Raw genomic sequence first — 20,751 nt, forward strand, 5'->3', positions numbered from 1 at the left:
GCCCGCGCGGTGGATCGGACTGATGTCTCTGAACCCGGGTACCCTACATGCGGTCATTCACCGCCGCCAATTTCCGAAGGTCAGTGCATGAGAATCGCCGTGGTCGCTCTGGGCAAGATCGGTCTGCCCCTTGCCGTGCAGTTCGCCGGCAAGGGTCACGACGTCGTGGGCGTGGACATCAACCCTGACCTGGTCGATCAGGTCAACCGCGGCGTCGAGCCGTTCCCGGGCGAGGCGCTGCTCGCCGAGCAGTTGGGCCGGGCGGTGACCGACGGCCGGCTGCGGGCCACCACCGACTTCGGCGACGCCGTGCCCGGCAGCGACGCCGTCGTGGTCGTCGTCCCGCTGGTCGTCGACGACGCCACGTACGAGCCCGACTTCCGCTCGATGGATGCCGCGACGGCCGCCATCGCCCAGCACCTGACGCCGGGCACGTTGGTGTCGTATGAGACCACGCTGCCGGTCGGCACCACGCGCGAGCGGTGGAAACCGGTGCTGGAGTCCGGTTCCGGGCTGGCCGAGGGCACCGACTTCCACGTCGTGTTCTCGCCCGAGCGGGTGCTCACCGGGCGCATCTTCGCCGACCTGCGGCGCTACCCGAAGCTGATCGGCGGGCTGTCCGACGCCGGCGCCGCCGCGGCCACGGCGTTCTACGAGGCCGTCCTCGACTTCGACAACCGGCCCGACCTCGACCGCCCCAACGGCGTCTGGGACCTCGGCAGCGCCGAGGCGGCCGAGATGGCCAAGCTGGCCGAGACCACCTACCGCGACGTCAACATCGGGCTGGCCAACCAGTTCGCCCGATTCGCCGCCGGCCGCGGCATCGACGTCTTCAAGGTCATCGAGGCGGCGAACTCGCAGCCCTACAGCCACGTCCACCGCCCCGGAGTCGCCGTCGGCGGTCATTGCATCCCGGTCTACCCACGCCTCTACCTGTGGACCGATCCTGAGGCGACGGTGGTCCGGGCGGCTCGCGAAGCCAATCTGGCGATGCCCGAGTACACCGTCGGCCTGCTGGCGGCCGCCCGCGGCGGCGATCTCACCGGCACGCGGGTCGCCGTGCTGGGCGCGTCGTACCGCGGCGGCGTCAAGGAGACCGCGTTCTCCGGCGTCTACCCGGTGGTCGAGGCGCTGCGCGCGGCCGGCGCCGACGTCCGCGTGCACGACCCGTTCTACTCCGGCGCCGAGCTCGAGCGGCTCGGCTTCCAGGCCTACGCCATCGGCGAGCCGGTCGACGCCGCCGTCGTGCAGGCCGACCACGACGAGTACCGCAAGCTGGGCAGCCGCGACCTCCCCGGCATCGCGGTGCTGGTCGACGGCCGCAACGTCACCGACCCGAGCGCGTGGGACGGCGTCACACGCATCGTCGTGGGTCGCGGCGGCGCCTGAGTTGGCTTCAGGGTTGAACGTTGGTCTGGGGGTTGGCGACCGTTGGCCGGCCCCCTGATGCCCATTCTCTGTGCCGCGGATCCGCGTCTCAAGCGGACCTATGGGGGCGCTTCGCGGCGACGCGTGTCCGATTGACCCGCGGCTCCGCGGCCAAGAACGGGCACTTATCAGGGGGACGGGGAGTGTGGCGACGCCTCGGCGTGCTCTGCCCCGTCGCCGCGTCCACGTGGTGAGATTCCGCCGCGTTTACTGGGCCGTCCACCAGGCGTTCTCCCGCTCTACCACCCATGCAGGCCTGGTAGAGCGGGAGAACGCCTGGTGATGTACGCGATCCTTGATGATCATCGCGGCCCATGGTCCGGCAAACGTGCGAAACGGGCACGCGAACGTCGAGGCGTGCCCGGATCCTCCCCGCCCCCGGATAGCTGCCACGTTCGTCGCGGCAAGAGCATGGGGCAGCCGGGGGACGGGGAGCCACCCAGCGGCCGGCGTTGTCAGGACGTCGTCAGGAACGACGAGAGCACGGTGGCGGAGTAGGCGCCGTCGTGCAGTTTACGGACGAAGCCGGGGCCCTGCGCGGCGATCTTCTGCGCGCGGCCCCGGTCGTCGAGCAGTTCGAGCACGACCTCGCGGATGTTCTCGACGGTGGTCTCGACGATCGGGAGGTCGTCGCCCGCGGCGTCGCGGACCCGCTGCCGGTTGTGCTCGGTGATGTGGCCGAGCACGACCCGCCCGGCCGCCATGGCCTCGCACGCGGTGACGCCGTAGCTGCCCAGCCGGAACTGCTCGAGCACGAGGTCGGCCGAGCCGATGATGGCGCGCACCTCGTCGGGCGAGACGCCCTCGACGCGGCGGTACTCGACCAGCCCCTGCTCGTGCAGGTCGGTCATGGCCTCGTCGACCTGGTCGGAGCCCTTGAACTTGGAGTTGGTGGGTGCGTGCACCGCGACCGGGCGGGACCGCTCCAGCGGCGGCTCCGGCGCCTCCCACAGCGCGGGGTCGATGACGACCGGGCACCAGCGCGCGTCGGGGAGGTCGTCGAGCAGGTCGGGCGTCGACACGAACGCGGGTAGGTCCAGCGAGGCCAGCCCGGCGAGGTTGCGGCGGACCTGGCGCTCGAGCACGTCGACGTCGGCCCACTCCTCACGCACGTACGGCGACCACCGGTAGTTCTCGCGGTGCAGACTCGGCAGCCGGACGTCGCGGCCGTGCGCGATGGTGGCCACCCGCACGTCGTACCCCGTCAGCACCCGCGCCTCGGTGAACGCGTTGGAACTGAACAGCGACCCGAACATGGGCCGCTGCGCCTCGATGAGCACGTGCGTGAACCCTTGCCGGACGTAGTCGAACTGCTCGCGCTGCCACTCCGCCGAGCGCAGGTAGACCTGCTCGGGCACGTGGTGGTCGGCGGAGAAGCGGAAGCCGCCGGGGATGCCGACCATGGTGACGGCGCCGACGCCGGGCAGCTGCCGCTCGGCCGCGCGCGCCCACAACCAGCCCTGCCCGGCGAAGTTCGCCGGCGCGACGTAGAGCCGCAGCGGGGCGCCGGGCACCGGCGGGCGGCCGGCGCGGGCCTGTTCGACCAGCTCCGCGGGCACCGGCGGCGGCGCGGGCCGGACCCGTGGCGAGCCGCCGCCCAGGCGCGACACGTAGGCGTCGACTCGGCGCGGAAGTCGCCGTCGCACCGCCTTGACCTGCGGGCGGAACGGGCGCAGGAGGGTTCGGACGGGGCCGCGGAGCGCGCGAAGCGCGAATCGGCGTGGCGCGCGGACCAGGGGCTTGAGCTGCGACATCGAATAGCTTTCGTCAGGGTGGTCGGCAAGGCGGGCGAGTGCCGTCGGTCCGGCCGCTCGGTGCTAGGGTCTGCCTCCCGGGTCCGTGGCCTACCGCGCGACGCCCAGGCGGCGCCTCGCGGCGTTCTCGTCAGTCGTCATAGAACCCCGCTATGACTCCTTCCTCGGCCTTGCGAGGCATCCACCTGGACGTCGCTCGCTACGGCCGAGACCCGGGAAGCACACCCTAGACTACTTCGGGACAAGCGCTCCGGTGGGCGCGTCACAGCGCCCTGTGAGGAGAGAACGACATGAGCGCGCAATCGCGCATCGTGGTGCTCGGACTCGGCTACATCGGCCTCCCGACCGCCGCCGTCCTGGCCCGAGCGGGATGCCGGGTCACCGGCGTCGATCTCGACCAGCACAAGGTCGAGTCGGTCAACAACGGCACACTGCCCTTCGTCGAGCCCGATCTGGACCACGTGCTGCGCGACGTCGTCGCGGCCGGCCGCCTCGATGCCACCACCGAGCCGCCCGCGGCCGACACCTACATCGTCGCGGTCCCCACCCCGTTCAACGACGACAAGAGCGCCGACCTCAGCTACGTGCTGTCGGCCGCGCGGTCCATCGCGCCGCGGCTGACCGGCGGCGAGCTGGTCATCCTCGAGTCGACGTCACCGCCCGGCACCACTCGGCGCATGGCCGAGGAGATCGTCGCCACCAACCCGGAGCTGAGCCTCGACGGCGCCGGCGGCCGGCCGGTCATCCACGTCGCGCACTGCCCCGAGCGGGTGCTGCCCGGGCGCATCATGACCGAGCTGGTCGAGAACGACCGCATCATCGGCGGCCTCACCGACGAGGCGGCGCGGCTGGCCAAAGAGCTGTACGAGCGGTTCTGCCGGGGCGAGCTGCTGCTCACCGACGCGGTCACCGCCGAGCTGGCCAAGCTGACGGAGAACTCCTTCCGCGACGTCAACATCGCCTTCGCCAACGAGCTGTCGCTGATCTGCGACCGCCTCGGCGTCGACGTGTGGCGGCTGATCGAGCTGGCCAATCACCACCCGCGGGTCAACGTCCTGCAGCCGGGGCCGGGCGTCGGCGGCCACTGCATCGCCGTCGACCCCTGGTTCATCGTGGCGGCCGCGCCCGAGCAGGCCCAGCTGATCCGCACGGCGCGCGAGGTCAACGACGGCAAGTCCGCCTACGTGGTCGGCCGGGCCGTCGAGGCCGTCGCGGGCACCGGCACGTCGACGGTCGCCGCGCTCGGTCTGGCGTTCAAGGCCAACATCGACGACCTGCGCGAGTCGCCGGCCCGGCAGATCGTCCGCGACCTCGCCGGCGAGCTGCCCGGCTGCCGGGTGCTCGCGGTCGAGCCGCACGTCGAGAAGCTGCCGGCCGACCTCGCCGAGCTGCGCAACGTCGAGCTGGCCGAGGCGACGGCCGCGCTCGCCGCCGCCGACGTCGTCCTGCTGCTGGTCGACCACGACGAGTTCCGCGGCATCGACCGCTCGGTGCTCGACGGCAAGCGCGTCATCGACACGAAGGGCCTGTGGCGCTGATGCCCGCCTCGCTGCCCCGGCGCGCCGTCCGCAAGGCCCGCCGCATCGTCCGCGCCCGCCGCCGCACCCGCGAGCTGCCCGACTCGCCGTTCCGCGCCGCCGAGCGGATCCTGTCGCCGCGCTACCCGGAGCACCTGGTCGCGGAGCCCGACGACGAGCCCGAGACCGACGCCGCCGACGACGCGCCCGCGAACGACCTCGATGCCGGTCGCGAACCGGCCCCGGCCACCCGGGTGGCCGGCGTGCTGACCCCGTCGACCGCCCGCCGGCTGGGCGACGTCCTGCCCGTCGCCGCGGTGGCGCCGGGGGCGCGGGCGCTCGGCCTGCGCATCGAAGCCGGCGACGTGCTGGTCGTCGAGCGGGCGGCGCTGCAGTCCGGCCCGTGGAGCACCGCCGAGACGTCGTCCGGCACGGCCCTGCTGCTCGAGGTCCTGGACTGGTGCACCGAGGCGCGTGAGCTCGGCGCTCCGGTGGTCCTGCTCGACTCCGGCGACCCGCCGAACGTCGGCACCAACCTGCTGCGCGGCGCCGCCGACGTCGTGCTGCCGCGACCGCAGGAGACCGATCCCGTCCTCGGCCCCGTGCCCATGTCGCCGGTCGTGAGCGTGCTCGACCGGATCGCCCGCGCCGCCGTCGAGGGAGACCGATGACCAGCCAGTCCACGCCGGTGGAGCGCCGGGTCCTGCTCTACGGCGACGGGAACATCAACCTCATCGACGGTTCGACCATCTGGCTGGTCTCCATGGCCCAGGTGCTCGCGCGGACGAACTCGCACGTCACGCTGCTGCTGAAGGCCCGTGTGGTGTCGCGGAAGATGCTCGAGCCGCTCGACGGCCTCGACAACGTCACCGTCGTCGACCCGTTCGAGGGCCTCGGCGACGCCGTGCCGCCGAACAAGCTGCTCTCGATCGATGACGTCGCGCACCGCATCGTCGAGCTGGACCGCGGCCGCCGGTTCGACAAGATCATCGCGCGCGGCTTCGGCATCTGCAACGAGCTGGCCCGCACCCGCGAGTTCGACGGCCGCCTGTGGCCCTACGTCATCGACCTCCCCGAGCCGGGCGCCGAGCCCACGCCGGAGCGGCTGCGCGACCTCGAGGAGATCGCGCTGTCCGCCGAGCGCATGCTGGTGCAGACCGAGGACTCCCGCTCCTACATGGAGTACCGGGTGCCCGCGTCGGCCGGGAAGTGCGTCGTCATCAACCCGATGATCCCCGACGACCTCGGGCCGCTGCCCGGCCGGTCCGCCCCGTCCGCCGGACGACTGCAGGGCGTCTACGCCGGCAAGTTCGCCGAGGGCTGGAAGACGCTGGAGCTGTGCGAGGTGCCCGGCCGGCTGGCCGAACGCGGCGTCCGGCTGTCGCTGTCGATGATCGGCGACAAGATCATGCACTCGGTCCGCACGCCCACCTGGCGCGCCCGCATGAAGGCCGCGGTCACGACCAGCCCGGGCGTCGAGTGGGCCGGTGGGCTGTCCCGCGACGACGCCATGGCGTACTCCAAGACGGCCGACATCGGGTTCAGCTGGCGGGCGCAGGCGCTGGACTCCACCCACGAGCTGTCCACCAAGGTGCTGGAATACTGCGCCATGGGCGTGGCGCCGGTGGTCAACCGCATCGCCGCCCACGTCGAGCTGCTGGGCGAGGACTACCCGCTGTTCGTCGACTCCACGCTCGAGTCCGTGCTCGACGCGGTCGAGCGGGTGGCGCTCGACCCCGACCTGCTCGAGCAGGCGCGCAAGAAGGCGATGGACGCCATCGACCACTACCGCATGGCCAACACCGTCGAGCGCATCCACTCGGCGTTGCGGGCCTCCGAGGCGCGGCCCCGGGTGACCCTCGAGGGCGGCCGGCCGGTGCTGCTGGTCGGGGCCGACCTGTCGTCGTCGCGCGGCGTGCACGCCGTGCTGCACCAGACCGCCGGCGACGTCCGGGTGGCCGAGTGGGACCCGTCGCTGAAGGGCCAGGAGCAGGCCCGGTTCGACGAGCTGTCCGCGGCCGGCGTGGTCGTCGTCGAGGACGCCGGGCCTTATCTGCCGTGGGCCACCCGCCGCAAGCCTCCCGGCCAGCGGCTCGTCGCCCACGTCCGCGATCTGCGCTCCGACGAACCGGCCCTGCGCGAGGCGCGGCTGGAGGAGATCGACGCGTTCGTGTTCCAGGCCGAGCCCGACCGCGCCGCGTTCGCCGCCGCGTTCGACGTCCCGGCCGAGCGGCTGCACCACGCGCCGGCCCCCGTCGACACCGCCTACCTCGACCGTCCCGGCCTGCCCGGTCGCCAGTTCCGCGTCGGCGTGCTCGACCTGCGTCCCGCCGCGGCCCGGCCGGACACCGCCGTCACCGCGCTGCGCGGCCTGCTCGCCGCCGACGACCGGTTCAGCCTGCACGTCCGCGACGACCTCCCCTGGGAGGTCGCGGACCTGCGCGAGGACCAGCTGGAACGCGACTACTACCAGGCGCTGCTCTCCGGTCTGGCCGCCGAGCCCGCCGTCGCGGCGCGCATCGCGTTCGAGCGGCCCGAGGCCGACCTGCCCACCTGGTACCGGAAGATCGGCTGGCTCCTGGTCCCGCGACGTCGCGGCAGCCTCGACCCGCGTGTCTTCGGGGCACAGGCGTGCGGCGTGGTGGTGCGCACCCCGGCCGAGCCGGGCGCGGCCGACCTGTACGGCGACGACGCTCCGTACGACTCGCTGGACGCGCTGGTCCACTCCATCGCCGCCTCCACCGACCCGGCCGAGTTCGCCAAGCTCAGCGCGGCGGCGCGGCTGCGGGCGGGCGCCCACGACCTCGCCGCCGGTGGTGCGGCCTGGTCGGCCGCGCTGACCGGGAAATGATCACGTGAAGTAGGGGTCTTCCCGCTTCACCGGGCATGCATGCCCGGTGAAGCGGGAGAACGCCTTGGGGGACGCCCCGTCAGCCGGCGAAGTCCGGGAGCCGGCTGCCCAGGCCGAACAGGGCCCGGACGGCGGCGACGGAACGGGCGGTGGCGTGGCCGTCGCCGTAGGGATTGACGGCGTGCGCCATGGCCGCGTAGGCCGCCTCGTCGCGGTAGAGCCGGTCGACCTCCTTGACGACACGGTTCTCGTCGGTGCCGATGAGGCGGACGGTGCCGGCCTCGACCGCCTCGGGGCGCTCGGTGTTGTCGCGCATGACCAGCACCGGCTTGCCCAGGCTGGGCGCCTCCTCCTGGATGCCGCCGGAGTCGGTGAGGACGATGCGCGCGGCCGCGAGGACGGTGGCGAACTCCGCGTAGGACAGCGGCTCGGTGATGACGACGTTCGGCCGGCCGGCCAGCATGGGCACCAGCGCCTCGCGGACCACCGGGTTGCGGTGCACCGGCAGCACCACCGTGAGCTCCGGGTGCGCCGTGCTGATGCGGGCCAGCGCCCGGCCCACGCCGGCCATGGCCGCGCCCCAGCTCTCCCGGCGGTGGCTGGTGACCAGCAGGATCGGCGCGCCCGACGCGACCAGCCCTGCCAGGTGCGGGTCGGACGGCGGCACCGGGCGGGCGGCGGTGGCGAGCAGCGCGTCGATGACGGTGTTGCCGGTGACGACGACGGTGTCCGGGTCGATGCCTTCGCGCAGCAGGTTGGCCCGGCTGCGTGCCGTCGGCGCGAGGTGCAGGGCGGTGAGCTGCGAGGTGAGGCGGCGGTTCGCCTCCTCGGGGAAGGGAGCGGCGAGGTCGCCGGAACGCAGCCCGGCCTCGACGTGGATCACGGGGACGCTGCGGTAGAACGCCGCCAGCGCGGCCGCCGTCGAGGTCGTGGTGTCGCCCTGGACGACGACCGCGTGCGGGGCCTCCTCGGCGAGAACCGGGTCGAAGCGCTCCATGATGCGCGCGGTGATGCCGGCCAGCGTCTGCCCCGGCTGGATGATGTCGAGATCGTGCCGCGGGACGATCCCGAAGAGGTCGTTGACCTGGTCGAGCATCTCGCGGTGCTGGCCGGTGACGACGGGTACCGACGTGATGCCGGGCTCGGCGGCGAGCGCCTCGAGCACCGGCGCGAGCTTGATCGCCTCGGGTCGCGTCCCGTAGACGGTCATGATCTTCAGCACGGGTGATACCTCTGTTCGGTGGGCCGTGGGGGAGCCGCACCCACGGTAGACGGTGCCCGATGCGCAGGTGCCGCGAGGCCCTGGCGGAAACGGGCGGATTCGGCGCTAAGCTGTGGTCTTTTCCGCCCGGCGGTCGGGTGGACGAGTGCCTGGATGGTGACCTATGGCTACGGTGCCGGTGCGCAAGGTGGCGCTGGTCGTCGGCGCTGCGGCGGCCGCCGCGTCGCTCGTCACGCTGGGCGTGGTGCTGGCCGGTGAGATCGCGGTGTCGCAGGGTCTGCTGCTGGTCGTCGCGTTCGGGCTGACCGCCGCGGTCGCCGTCCTCGGCGCGCTGGTGGTGCAGCTCAAGCGCAGTGTGTCGGCGGTCGCGGCGCGGCACACCCGGCAGTTGTCCGAACTGCACCAGACGCTGCGTGGCACCCTGGCGGTGAACGCCGAGACCGCGCGGGCGCAGGGGCGGGCGCTGGACGCCGCCGTCGATCAGATCGCCGCCCGGCTGGAGCCGCCGATCACCGCCACCGGGAAGCGGCTGGACGAGGTCGGCGCCGACGTCGCGGCCGGCCGCTGGGACACCGCCCAGACGTACTGGCAGATCGAGGCGCTGCTCGATCTGCGCACCATGCTGCAGCCGCGGGCCCTGATGCCACCGCTGCGCGACTGGGCCGCGTCGCCCGACGTGCTGCGCTGGCTGGCCGAGTACGTGCTCTCCCGCCGCCCGGAACTGATCGTCGAGTGCGGCAGCGGCGCGTCCAGCCTGGTCCTGGGCTACGCCGCGCAGAAGGCCGGCCGCGGACGAGTGGTCGCGCTCGAGCACGACGCCGCGTTCGCCGAGGTCAGCGCCCGGCGAGTGGCCGACCACGGGCTGCAGGACGTCGTCGAGGTGCGGCACGCGCCGCTGGCGCCGTGGGCCGGCCCCGACGAGCGCGACTGGAACTGGTACGACCTCGACTCCGTGAAGGACCTCGACGGCATCGGCCTGGTGTTCGTCGACGGCCCGCCGGCCGGTACCGGCCCGCTGGCCCGCTATCCGGCGCTGCCGGTGCTGCTGCCGCACTGCGCCGACGAGGTGACGTTCGTCCTCGACGACACCATCCGGCCCGACGAGGTCGAGGTCAGCGGCCGCTGGCTGCAGGAGCGGCCGGAGTTCGTCCGCCAGCAGCTGCGCGCCGACAAGGGCATGCACGTCCTGACCCGTCGTCCGGGCGACACCCCCGCCTGAATCGGCACGTCCCGCTCCCCGCGACCGCCCGGTCGCGGGGAGATTCGTCTGCGCATTCGGCTTGTGGATACTCCCGAGACGTATGAGACTGCTGTTACTAGTGTGTCGGGGGATTCTGCTGGGGTGCGTCATGTTTCACACGAGAGCTTCGCGAACGGGGGTCGGGCTCGTCGTCGCCACGGCGCTGGCCTTACCGGGTCTGGCGCCGCCGTCGGCCGCGGCCGAGCCACCATCGGACGCCGTCATGCCGGAGACTGAGCCGGACGGCACACCACTGCGCGGCGCGGAGCCGGTTCCGGCCGACGCCTTCGCACCGGCCGAGTCCACTCCGCCGGCCGACGCGCCACTCGTGCGGGCCGCGCCCGCCCCGGCCGACGCCGGCCTGCAGACCGTCCCGCTCGTGCCCGCGTCCTCGGATAGCGCCCGGCTGGGCTCGACGGCCGTCCGCACCGGCGCGCTGGACGTCGAGCCGTTCCAGGCCGTAGGTGTCACCTGGGCCGGAGCCGCCGACCTGCAGGCCTGGGTCCGAGTGCGCGCCGACGGCGACGCCGACTGGTCGCCCTGGTACGAGCTGCCCGGCGACGACGAGCACGCACCCGAGCCGGGCACCGCCGAGGCGGCCGCCGGCATCCGCGGCGGCACCGACCCGCTGCTGGTGCCGTCGTCGGACGCGGTCGAGGTCACCGTGTCCGCGGCCGACGGGGCGGTGCTGCCGCGCGACCTGCGGCTGGATCTCGTCGATCCGGGTGCGGACCCCGCGTCGGCGGCGAGCGCCCCCGAGGCGATGGCGACCGAGGTCCGGGCCGGCCAGCCGACCATCCGCAGCCGCGCGCAGTGGGGCGCCGACGAGAGCCTGCGTGCCGACCCGCCGGAGTACGGCGAGGTGCACGGCGCGTTCGTCCACCACACCGTCAGCGCCAACGCCTACGCCGCCACCGACGTCCCGAGCATGATCCGGTCGATCTACAGCTTCCACGTGCGCTCGCGCGGCTGGAACGACATCGGCTACAACTTCATCGTCGACCGGTTCGGCCGCCTGTGGGAGGGCCGCTACGGCGGCATCGCCCGGGCCGTCACAGGTGCTCACACGCAGGGGTACAACGACGACGCGTTCGCCGTCTCCGCGCTGGGGAACTACGACACCATGGTGCCGAGCAACGCGCTGCTCCGGGCCGTCAGCAGCCTGATCGGCTGGAAGTTCGGCGTGCACGGGGTGAATCCGCTGCGGGCCGCGATCTACGACGGCGAGCGCTGGACGCCGATCGCCGGGCACCGGGACGCCGCCGCGACCGCCTGCCCCGGGGCACAGCTGTACTCGAGGCTGAGCCTGATCCGGGCCGGCACCCTGCGTTCCATGGGCATCGGCGGCGACGCCACCGGCGGCCGCGACGTCGACAGCGCCAGCTTCGGCGACATCGTGGCGCGCCAGCGCAGCAGTGGCTCGCTCTGGCTGTGGCCCGGCCGCTGGGGCGGCGGGTTCGGCTCACCGGTGTCCATCGGCACCGGGTGGCAGGCCATGGACGTCAAGCTGCTGCCCGGCGACCTCAACGGCGACGGCCACGACGACGTGCTGGCGCGCCGTCGCACCGACGGCACCATGTGGTTCTACCCGGGACTCGACGGCGGACGGCTCGGCCGCGGCGTCCGGCTGGGCGCCGGCTGGGCGGTGTACGACGCGTTCGCCGCCGTCGGCGACTGGAACGGCGACGGCCGGCCGGACATCGTCGCCCGGCACCGCAACGGCGGGCTGGTGCTCTTCGCCGGCAACGGCAAGGGCGGGCTGCTCAGCGGCCGGACCATCGGCACCGGCTGGCAGGCGATGACCGCGCTCGTCGGGCCGGGCGACTGGAACGGTGACGGCGCGCCGGACGTCATCGCCCGCCGCGGCGACGGCGCGCTGATGCTCTATCCGGGCAACGGCAGCGGCGGATTCGGCTCGCCGCGGCGGATCGGGTCCGGCTGGAACGGCATGGCCGGCATCACCGGCGGCGCCGACGTCACCGGCGACGGCGTGGTCGACCTGCTGGCCTGGACGTCCGGCGGCGTGCTGTACGCCTATCCCGGCGACGGGCGGGGCGGTTTCCTGCCGCGGGTGCAGTACGGCGGCGGCTGGAACGCTTTCGACCTGCGCAGCTGAGATGAGCCGGAGCCGAGCGGCCTGGGCCGCGGTGGCGGTGCTGCTGGCGGCACTCGTCCCGGCGGCGCCGGCGGCGGCCGCGGAGGTCGTCACCCTGCCGTCGTCGGGCGAGGTCGCCATCGAGGGCCGCGGGTTCGGCCACGGCCGCGGCATGTCGCAGTGGGGCGCGTACGGCGCCGCCGTCAGCGGCCTGTCCTACGAGCGCATCCTCGCCCACTACTACCGCGGCGCCGAGCTCGTCACCCGCGACGACATCCAGCTGCGGGTCCGCGTCACCGCCGACACCGACGACCAGACGTGGGTGCTGCACACGGCCGGGACGGCGGCGGCCGCGGGCGACGGCGCGGCGCAGACGTTGCCGTCGTCGCTGGGTGGCCGGCCGGTCACGGCGTGGCGGGTGCTGGCCGGCCGGTCCGGCCTGGTCCTGCAGGGCTACGCCCGCGAGTGGTACCCGGTGTCGCTCGGCGCGGCCGCCGCCCGCGGCCCGATCCGGTTCACGTCGCCCACCGGTGTCGTGCGGCTCATGCTCGGCCCGACGCATCGCGAGTACCGCGGCGCCGTCGAGGCGGTCGCCGTCGCCCCCGGAGTCGGCACCCGCGTCGTGACGTCGCTCGAGGCGTACCTGCGCAGCGTCGTGCCGGCCGAGATGCCGGCGTCCTGGCCGGCGGCGGCCGTGCGCGCGCAGGCCGTCGCGGCACGCAGCTACGCGCGCTGGCAGCGCACCGAGGAACCCGGCGGCTGGTACGACACCTGCGACAGCACCCGCTGCCAGGTCTTCAACGGCGTCGCCGACTACACCGCCGCGGGAGCGCTCGTGCGCCGGTACGAGCACCCGGACAGCGACGCCGCCGTCGCGGCGACCGCGGGCCGGCTGCTCGTCCACGCCGGGATCCCGGTGTTCGCCCAGTTCGGTTCGGCGAACGGCGGCTGGACGGTGCGCGGCAGCAGGCCGTACCTGCAGGCGTTCGAGGACCCGTACGACGGCGTGGTGTCCGGCTCGCCGCACACCTGGCGCTCGTCGTTCTCCGCCGCCGACGTCGCGGCCGCCTTCCCCCGCGTGGGCCGTCCGTCCGCCGTCACCGTCACCGCGCGCGACGGCCTGGGCGCCTGGGGCGGGCGCGTCGCGGCCGTGGAGATCCGCGGCAGCGCCGGCTCCGCCGAGGTGACGGGCGAGCAGTTCCGCATCGCGCTGGGCCTGCGCAGCGCCTGGTGGCGCGTCGCAGGCTGACGCCGTCGCGGTGGCCCGCCGAGCAGGTCGATGATCTGCCGGCGCCGTGATGTCGCAGGCGGTTGCTATGGTGTTTCGAGTCGGAAGCCGCCGCTTCCCAACCCCCTGAATTGGTGTTCCAGTCCATGGACGCCGCAGGGCAGCCGAAAGGTTGCACGGGGGGAGGGACGCCGTGTTCGACACCGTCGTCGTGGCTCGACGCCAGGTGCTGCTCACCTGCCTGCTGGCCGCGGCGCTGGCGGCCGGCGCGTTCGTCGTCAGCGGCATGGTGCGCGGGACGTTCCCGTTCGGCGAGCTCTCGCGCAACACCAACGACCTCGCCCAGCAGTTCATCCCCATGCACGCGCACCTGCGCGACCTACTCACCGGTGACGCCGCCGGCGACCTGACCTTCAACTGGTCCAGCGGGTTCGGCGTCCCGTTCATCGGCGACTACCTGGCCTACTCGGGCAGTCCGCTGTCCTGGATCGTCGTGCTGTTCCCGCGCGACGGGGTCGACCTGGCGTTGTACGTCATCGCGGCACTGGCGATCGCCCTGGCGGCGGCCGCGATGACGGCGTACCTGCGCGTGCTCCGCCCGGCGGGGCCGGCCTGGCTCGCCGTCCTCGCCGGGGTCTCGTACGCGCTGTGCGGGTGGGCGATCGACGACGCCGTGTACGTGACGATCTGGCTGAACGCCCTGGTGGCGTTCCCCGTGCTGTGCCTCGTGTGCGAGTGGATCCTGCGGCGGCGCACGCTGCTGCCGTTGTGCGTGGCGCCGTTCGTCGTGGCGCTGCTCTGGACGGCGCACTTCTACACGGTCTACATGGCCACGCTCGGCGCCGCGATCGTCGTGCTCGCGCGGGTGCTCTCCTACGACAGCTCGGTCTCGCTGCGGCATCGGGTCACCGGGGTCCTGCGCTGTGCGTTCGTCCTCGTCGCGGGACTCGGGCTGGCGGCGCCGCTGCTGGCGCCGACGTTCTGGTCGGTGCGGGACGCGCGGCCCAGCCCGCCGGTCGAGTTCGCGCCGATGGACTGGCTGGACTTCCTGTCCCGCCTGCTGGCCGGCAGCGAGGGCGTCGGCAGCAGCCCGGGGCTGGCGGTCGGGACGCTGATGCTGCTGCTCGCGCTGAGCCTGCCGGTGAACCGTGCCGTCGCGCTGCGCGAACGGGTGGTCTGGACGGCGGTCATCGTGCTGACGGTGCTCAGCATGCAGGTCGGGCTGACGCACGAGGTGTGGCACGGGTTCGACGTCCCCAACGGCAGCCCGTTCCGGCAGGCGTTCGTGGTCGCCGGGATGCTGGTGATCGCCGGCTGGCTGTCCGGCGCCGCCGGGTTGCGCGGCGTCGCCCCGGTGGTGGTGCCGCTCGCGCTGGTGGCGGGCCTTTACCTGGTGGTACTCGACGGCCCGTACGTCACCGGGACCACGCGGATCGTCGTGCCGGTGGTGACCCTGGTGGCGGTGCTGGCCTGGCTGGCCGTGGGCCGGCGGGCGCGGCCGCCGTCGTGGGCGGTGGTGACGGCCGTCGTGGTGGTCGGCGCCGCGGTCGTGGCCGAGGCGGCGGCCGGTGCGGTCGCGATCGACGAGGCACGGTCACGGTCCCTGTTCGCCTTCCCAGGATGGGACGACACCAACGACCAGGCCCGTGCGCTGGTCGCCGAGGCCGACGACTGGCCGGAGTCGCGGGTCTCGCCCGGCGCGCACTCGTCGTTCAACGACCCGATGCTGATCGGCGGCCAGGGCTCGCAGTACTACTCGAGCACCATCCCCGACGAGGTGTCCGGGACGCTGGCCGGGCTCGGCTTCGGCTACCGCTCCTACGCCCGGGCCACCATCGACCCGGCGAATCCCGTGGTCGACGCGGTGTTCGCGATCGGCGCGCGGGTGGTCGCGGAGTCGGGCACGACGCTGCACCTCGACCGCTACGATGTCGCGCCGCTGGTCACCGTCCGGCCGGGGCGGACCTGGGAGTCCGACGACCCGGGCGCGTTCGGCCGCCAGGAGACCGCGCTGGGCGCCGACGTCTACACGGTCCCCGAGACGGCGCCGGCCGCGAACCCGTCGGTGACCGTCACCACCCAGGGCGACGACTACCTCATCGAGCCGGTCGCGGGGGCGGAGCTGCCGGTCGAGCTGACGCTGACGGTGGCCTGCCCGGCGGGGACGCAGCGCTACCTCGCAGCGCCCACGTTCGTCGGCGACGTCCTCGATCCCGCCACCGACTGGCGGCCCGTGCTGCTCGAGGGCGCCCGCCGGCCCGGGATCTACACCGGCGCGCCGATCCTGCCGATCGCCACGGCGAGCGAACCCGGCGCCTCCGAGCTGAGGGTGCGCGTGCGGGGCCCGGCTCGGCTGCCGCGCCGCCCGGTCGGCTGCCTCGACCGGTCGCTCCTCGACGCCGCGGTGGAGGGGTACCAGCGCACCCGCCCGGCGACGATCGACGTGACGTCGCACGGCGTCGACGTCCGGCTGGCGCCCGGGACGGCGGCCGGCATGGTCGTCCTCGGGGTGATCCGCTCGCCCGGCTGGACCTGCTCGGCCGGCGACGGCCCCGCCCGCACCCCGTCGACCGTCGGCGGGCTGATCGCGGTGCCGGTCCTGGCCGACGAGACGGACGTGTCGTGCGCGTACCGGCCACGCGGCCTGCGGCTGGGCCTCGCCGCCGGCGCGAGCGCACTGGCCGTCGTCGCCGCGCTGGCCGTCGTCGCCGTCGTCCGCCGACGGGTCAGCGGACCAGCCGGAAGAACGTCCTGATCTCGTCGACGACGGTGGCGGGCTGCTCGAGGGCGGCGAAGTGGCCGCCACGGGCCGGTTCGCCCCAGTGCCGGATGTCGGTGAACCGGCGCTCCGCCCACCGCCGCGACGGCCGCTGCAGCTCCTTGGGGAACACCGTGCACCCCGTCGGGACGTCGACGGCGGCGCCGGTGCTGCCGGAGATCCACTCGTCGACCTGGCGGATGCTCTCCCAGTACAGCCGCGCCGCCGAGGCGCCGGTGGCGGTCAGCCAGTAGAGCATGACGGTGTCGAGCAGCTCGTCGCGGCCGATGACGGGGTCGAGCGAGCCGTCGTGGTCGGTCCAGAACCAGTACTTCTCCGCGATCCACGCGCACAGCGCCGCCGGCGAGTCGACCAGCCCGTAGCCGACCGTCTGCGGCCGGGTGGCCTGCTGCCGCGAATAGCCGGATTCCCACTCGCCGGCCTCGCGCAGGTCGTCCAGCGCCGCCCGCTCGGCCTCGGTGAGGTCGTCGAACGTCGCCGGGTCGGGCGGCGCGAGCGGCGGCATCAGGTGGATGCCGGCGACGCGGTCCGGGTGCGCGACACCGAGCAGCGTCGACACCGTCGTGCCCCAGTCGCTGCCCTGCGCGCCGTAGCGGTCGTAGCCGAGCCGCTGCATCAGCGTCGCCCACGCAGCGGCGATCCGCTCGACGCCCCAGCCGGTGTGGGCCGGCCGGTCGCTGAACCCGTAGCCGGGCAGCGACGGGACGACGACGTGGAACGCGTCGGCGGGGTCGGGCGGGTCGGTGAGCGGGCCGATCAGCTTGCGGAACTCGAGGATCGAGCCCGGCCAGCCGTGCGTCAGCACCAGCGGGAACGCGCCGTCGTGCGGCGAGCGGACGTGCAGCAGGTGGATGCCGAGGCCGTCGATCACCGTCCGGAACTGCGGCAGACCGTTCAGCCAGCCCTCCACCCGCCGCCAGTCGTACTCCGTCGCCCAGTAGGCGCAGAGGTCGCGCAGGTGGTCCAGCGGCACCCCCTGCGACCAGTCGCCGACGGTGGCCGGCTCGGGCCAGCGGGTCGCGCGCAGCCGGGCGCGCAGGTCGTCGAGCTGGGCCTGGGGGACGTCGACGCGGAACGGTTCCACCCGACGACCCTATTCGGGTGCGCTTCACCCACTCATCACCGCGGTGACGGCTGCTGGTGCCCGCCGCTCGTTAGCGTCCCCGGGACACCCACCGCCGCACCCGAGATGAGGCGCCATGGCGCAGCACGACCAGCAGCCGAACGAGCAGCAGGCCGAGGCCGGGCCCGGCTGGGACCGGCGCGACTTCGTCCGGATGGGCGGCCTGGGCACGGCGGCGCTCGCGCTCGGCGCCACGGGTGCGCTCGCGGGCGCGGCCCCGGCCGGTGCGGCCGAGGACGAGCCGCTGCGGTTCAACGGCGACGGCACCTTCAAGATCGTGCAGTTCAACGACACCCAGGACGACGAGCGGATCGACCGGCGCACCATCGAGCTGATGGAGAAGGTCCTCGACGCGGAGCGGCCGGACCTCGTCGTCCACAACGGCGACAACATCACCGGCGGCTGCGCGAACGCCACCGAGATGCAGCAGGCGATGAACAACATCGTCCAGCCGATGGAGCAGCGGCAGATCCCGTGGGTGATCACCTACGGCAACCACGACGAGGACTCCACGCCGGACACCGGGATGGACGAGGAGGACATGCTGGCCTTCTACCGGTCGTACGGCCACAACCTCAACCAGCCCAGCCCCCGCGGCGTCACCGGCTCGGGCAACATGAACCTGCTGATCCGCGGCGCCCGCGGCCAGCGTCCCGTCTTCAGCCTGTTCCTGCTGGACAGCGGCCGCTACGCGCCGTCGACCATCGCCGGGCAGGACTTCGCCGGCTACCCGACGTGGGACTGGCTGCGGATGAACCAGGTGCACTGGTACACCGAGACGTCGGAGCTGGTGGAGAAGCGGGCCGGGCGGAAGGTGCCGGCGCTGATGTTCATCCACATCCCGCTCTGGGAGTACCGCTTCATGTGGTTCGCCAGCGTCGACAGCCGCACCGCCGCCGACCACGAGCGCGCCGTCGCCCGTCACGGCATCGTCGGCGAGCGCAACGAGGACGAGTGCCCGGGCCCGTTCAACAGCGGCATGTTCTCCGCCATCCTCGACCGCGGCGACGTGCGTGGCGTTTTCTGCGGCCACGACCACGTCAACACCTACGTGGGCGACTACTACGGCGTCCTGCTCGGCTACTCGGGCAACACCGGCTTCGGCACCTACGGCCTCGGCGGCGCCGAGCGGAACCGGCTGCGCGGCGCCCGGGTCTTCAACCTCACCCAGCAGGGTGAGGACGTCGACGTCGAGACGCACCTGGTGTTCGCCGGCGACCTCGGCATCGACCTGACCGCGAACGACCAGAGCGTCGACCCGCTCCCGCTGCCCGGCTCGCGTCGCAAGTAGGGGCGTCGGCGAAGAGTCCGCTGGTGACCCCGCCTTGACGGCTGGGCCCGCCCGCCTTGACGGGTAGGTCCGCCCGCCTTGACGGGTAGGCGAGCCCCGCCCCGACGGCTGTGCGCCCACCCCGGAGGGTGGGGAGCCCACCCTGGAGGGTGGGGAGCCCACCCTGGAGGGTGGGGACCCCTCCCGGCTGGGTGGGCCTCACACTACGGGCGAGCTCCGACAGTCCCCGCGGCGGCCAGAGCGACGAACGGGTCGAGGGCGGCGGGGTTGCGCAGCGCCTCGCGGCTCACGGCCTGCTCCGCCGCCACTCCGGCGAGGATCCGTTTCACCGGGACCTCGCACTTCTTGCCGGTCAGGGTCCGCGGCACGTCGTCGACCACGAGGAAGCGGTCGGGGACGTGCCGCGGCGACAGCTCCGCTCGCAGCGACCTGCGCAGCTCCGGCTCGACGTCGGTCAGCGACGTGCCCGGCGCGAGCACCAGGAAGCAGAGCAGCTCGCCGTCGGACGCGCCGTCGCCCGACGTGTCGATGACCAGCGAGTCGACGACGGCGGGGTGGGCTTCGACGATGCGGTAGAACTCCGCGGTCCCCATGCGGACGCCGCCGCGGTTGAGGGTGGAGTCGCTGCGGCCGTGGATGACGGCGGACCCGCGCGGCGTGATCGTCACCCAGTCGCCGTGCCGCCAGACGCCCGGGTAGTCCTCGAAGTAGGCGGCCCGCAGCCGTGAGCCGTCGTCGTCGCCCCAGAAGGAGACCGGCATCGACGGCAGCGGCGCCGTGAGCACCAGCTCGCCGACCTCGCCGATGACGGGGTGCCCGGCCGGGTCGAACGCGGCCAGCGCGGCGCCGAGCGCGGGCCGGGACAGCTCGCCCAGCCACACCGGCACGTCCGGCGCCGGCCCGACGAACGCCGTGCAGGCGTCGGTGCCGCCGGAGAGACTGGCGATCTGCACCGACGAGCCCAGGTTGCGGCTCAGCCAGCGGAACCCGTCGGCCGACAGCGGCGCACCCGTGCTGCCGACGGCGCGCAGCGACGGCCGCGCCGACGGGTCCAGCGTCAGGCCGTCCTTCAGGCAGGCCTGCACGAACGGCGCCGACGTGCCGAAGACGGCGACCCGCTCGTCGGCGGCGAGGTCCCACAGCGACCGCAGCGACGGATACCCCGGGCTGCCGTCGTACAGCACCACCGTCGAGCCGACCAGCAGCCCGCCGACGAGGAAGTTCCACATCATCCAGCCGGTGGTGGTGAACCAGAAGAACCGCTCGCCGGGTTGGAGGTCCAGCTGCAGGCCGGCCGCCTTGACGTGCTCCAGCACGATGCCGCCGTGCCCCTGCACGATGCCCTTGGGCAGGCCGGTCGTGCCGGACGAGTACAGCACCCACAGCGGGTGGTCGAACGGCACCGGCTCGAACTCCAGCGGCGCGTCGTCGTGCTGTGCCAGCAGATCGTCCCAGTCGAGCGCATCAGGGACGGCCGCGCCGCCGAACGGGATGCCGACGACGGCGCGGACACCGGGCAGCTGTGCCCGCAGCGCCGCCACCGTCGGCCGGACGTCGACCGCCTTGCCGTTGTAGACGTAGCCGTCGCAGGTGATCAGCACCGTCGGAGCGATCTGCGCGAACCGGTCGGCCGCCGCGCGCACGCCGAAGTCGGGGGAACAGGACGACCAGACGGCGCCGAGGCTGGCCGTCGCCAGGAACGCGACCACGGTCTGCGGCGCGTTGGGCACCAGCGCGGCCACCCGGTCGCCGCGGCCGACGCCGAGGGCCGCCAGCGCCGCCCGCATGGCCGCGACCTGCCGGCGCAGCTCGCCGTAGGTCAGCTCGGTGCGCAGCCCGTCCTCGCGCCGGAAGATCACCGCGACGTCGTCGTCGCCCTTGCCGTCGCCGGGGAGCAGCGCCTGCTCGGCGTAGTTGAGCGTCGCGCCGGGAAACCAGCGGGTGCCCGGCATCGCGACGTCCGGCAGCACGTCCTCGGGCGGGGTGTGGAACGCGACGCCGAAGAATCGGGCGATCGAACTCCAGAACGCACCCGGCTCACCGACCGACCAGCGCCACAGCTCGTCGTAGTCGGCGGCATCGACCAGGCCCTCGTCGCGCAGCCAGGTGCGGAACTGCGTCATCCGGCTCCGCGCCACGGCCGCGGGGTCGGGCCGCCACACGACTTCGGCGTCGTCGGTCATGCGGCTCAACCTAACGCACCAGGGCGGCGGTCCGGACCGG

At 73.6% G+C, this 20,751-nt stretch carries 13 protein-coding genes; 9 read left to right on the forward strand and 4 right to left on the reverse strand.

The genetic code is table 11. The annotated features are described in order from the left end of the window. The first annotated feature begins 87 nt into the window (after window positions 1-87). Window positions 88-1,389 (forward strand): nucleotide sugar dehydrogenase, encoded by a 1,302-nt coding sequence (locus DZA62_RS02950; RefSeq protein WP_116947247.1) that lies wholly within the window; start codon window positions 88-90, stop codon window positions 1,387-1,389. Between the two features lie 494 nt (window positions 1,390-1,883). Here DZA62_RS02950 and DZA62_RS02955 read toward each other — a convergent pair whose 3' ends face one another. Continuing rightward, window positions 1,884-3,074: a glycosyltransferase gene (locus tag DZA62_RS02955; RefSeq protein ID WP_157987427.1), complete on the reverse strand. Its 1,191-nt coding sequence runs from the start codon at window positions 3,072-3,074 to the stop codon at window positions 1,884-1,886. Between the two features lie 398 nt (window positions 3,075-3,472). Between DZA62_RS02955 and wecC the strand changes: the two genes are divergently transcribed. Genes wecC through DZA62_RS02970 form a run of 3 tightly spaced genes read left to right on the forward strand, consistent with a single transcriptional unit; the run spans window position 3,473 to window position 7,550 of the window. Further along, the gene (gene wecC, locus DZA62_RS02960; protein WP_116947249.1) at window positions 3,473-4,720 is read left to right on the forward strand and encodes a UDP-N-acetyl-D-mannosamine dehydrogenase; all 1,248 of its coding nucleotides are present in this window, start codon (window positions 3,473-3,475) and stop codon (window positions 4,718-4,720) included. After that, window positions 4,711-5,370: a hypothetical protein gene (locus DZA62_RS02965; protein WP_116947250.1), complete on the forward strand. Its 660-nt coding sequence runs from the start codon at window positions 4,711-4,713 to the stop codon at window positions 5,368-5,370. Before wecC ends, DZA62_RS02965 begins: the two co-directional genes overlap by 10 nt. Continuing rightward, the gene (locus DZA62_RS02970) at window positions 5,367-7,550 is read left to right on the forward strand and encodes a glycosyltransferase family protein (protein WP_116947251.1); all 2,184 of its coding nucleotides are present in this window, start codon (window positions 5,367-5,369) and stop codon (window positions 7,548-7,550) included. Before DZA62_RS02965 ends, DZA62_RS02970 begins: the two co-directional genes overlap by 4 nt. Before the next feature lie 79 nt (window positions 7,551-7,629). On the opposite strand, the gene wecB is transcribed toward DZA62_RS02970, so the two are convergent. Beyond that, the gene (gene wecB, locus DZA62_RS02975) at window positions 7,630-8,772 is read right to left on the reverse strand and encodes a non-hydrolyzing UDP-N-acetylglucosamine 2-epimerase (RefSeq protein ID WP_116947252.1); all 1,143 of its coding nucleotides are present in this window, start codon (window positions 8,770-8,772) and stop codon (window positions 7,630-7,632) included. A gap of 163 nt (window positions 8,773-8,935) precedes the next feature. Between wecB and DZA62_RS02980 the strand changes: the two genes are divergently transcribed. From DZA62_RS02980 to DZA62_RS02995, 4 genes are all read left to right on the forward strand, one after another. Beyond that, window positions 8,936-9,991 (forward strand): class I SAM-dependent methyltransferase, encoded by a 1,056-nt coding sequence (locus DZA62_RS02980; protein WP_116947253.1) that lies wholly within the window; start codon window positions 8,936-8,938, stop codon window positions 9,989-9,991. 244 nt (window positions 9,992-10,235) lie between these two features. Next, a complete protein-coding gene (locus DZA62_RS02985; protein ID WP_157987428.1) occupies window positions 10,236-12,128 on the forward strand; it encodes an FG-GAP-like repeat-containing protein in 1,893 nt (630 codons plus the stop codon). Window position 12,129: 1 nt separating this feature from the next. Further along, window positions 12,130-13,356, forward strand: coding sequence for a SpoIID/LytB domain-containing protein (locus tag DZA62_RS02990; protein ID WP_116947255.1), 1,227 nt, complete (start codon window positions 12,130-12,132; stop codon window positions 13,354-13,356). A gap of 172 nt (window positions 13,357-13,528) precedes the next feature. Further along, window positions 13,529-16,090 carry a YfhO family protein gene (locus tag DZA62_RS02995; RefSeq protein WP_116947256.1) on the forward strand — a complete coding sequence of 854 codons (2,562 nt, stop codon included), beginning with the start codon at window positions 13,529-13,531 and terminating at the stop codon, window positions 16,088-16,090. Here DZA62_RS02995 and DZA62_RS03000 read toward each other — a convergent pair. Beyond that, a complete protein-coding gene (locus DZA62_RS03000) occupies window positions 16,062-17,198 on the reverse strand; it encodes an epoxide hydrolase family protein (protein ID WP_116947257.1) in 1,137 nt (378 codons plus the stop codon). The genes DZA62_RS02995 and DZA62_RS03000 overlap by 29 nt on opposite strands. Window positions 17,199-17,313: 115 nt before the next feature. Between DZA62_RS03000 and DZA62_RS03005 the strand changes: the two genes are divergently transcribed. Continuing rightward, complete coding sequence (locus DZA62_RS03005; RefSeq protein WP_116947258.1) at window positions 17,314-18,528, forward strand: metallophosphoesterase family protein; 1,215 nt, start codon at window positions 17,314-17,316, stop codon at window positions 18,526-18,528. Window positions 18,529-18,731: 203 nt separating this feature from the next. Here DZA62_RS03005 and DZA62_RS03010 read toward each other — a convergent pair whose 3' ends face one another. Continuing rightward, window positions 18,732-20,711, reverse strand: a complete 1,980-nt coding sequence (locus tag DZA62_RS03010; RefSeq protein WP_116947259.1) for an acetoacetate--CoA ligase — start codon at window positions 20,709-20,711, stop codon at window positions 18,732-18,734. Between the last annotated feature and the right edge of the window lie 40 nt (window positions 20,712-20,751).

This window comes from Jiangella endophytica, assembly GCF_003427025.1.
Classification (GTDB): Bacteria; Actinomycetota; Actinomycetes; order Jiangellales; family Jiangellaceae; genus Jiangella; species Jiangella endophytica.

Excerpts from the sequence above, each read along its gene's own strand:
- DZA62_RS03005 (WP_116947258.1), top strand. The coding sequence starts at position 17,314 with ATGGCGCAGCACGACCAGCAGCCGAACGAGCAGCAGGCCGAGGCCGGG.
- DZA62_RS02980 (WP_116947253.1), top strand. The coding sequence starts at position 8,936 with ATGGCTACGGTGCCGGTGCGCAAGGTGGCGCTGGTCGTCGGCGCTGCG.
- wecC (WP_116947249.1), top strand. The coding sequence starts at position 3,473 with ATGAGCGCGCAATCGCGCATCGTGGTGCTCGGACTCGGCTACATCGGC.
- DZA62_RS02950 (WP_116947247.1), top strand. The coding sequence starts at position 88 with ATGAGAATCGCCGTGGTCGCTCTGGGCAAGATCGGTCTGCCCCTTGCC.
- DZA62_RS02990 (WP_116947255.1), top strand. The coding sequence starts at position 12,130 with ATGAGCCGGAGCCGAGCGGCCTGGGCCGCGGTGGCGGTGCTGCTGGCG.
- DZA62_RS02985 (WP_157987428.1), top strand. The coding sequence starts at position 10,236 with ATGCCGGAGACTGAGCCGGACGGCACACCACTGCGCGGCGCGGAGCCG.
- DZA62_RS02970 (WP_116947251.1), top strand. The coding sequence starts at position 5,367 with ATGACCAGCCAGTCCACGCCGGTGGAGCGCCGGGTCCTGCTCTACGGC.
- DZA62_RS03010 (WP_116947259.1), bottom strand. The coding sequence starts at position 20,711 with ATGACCGACGACGCCGAAGTCGTGTGGCGGCCCGACCCCGCGGCCGTG.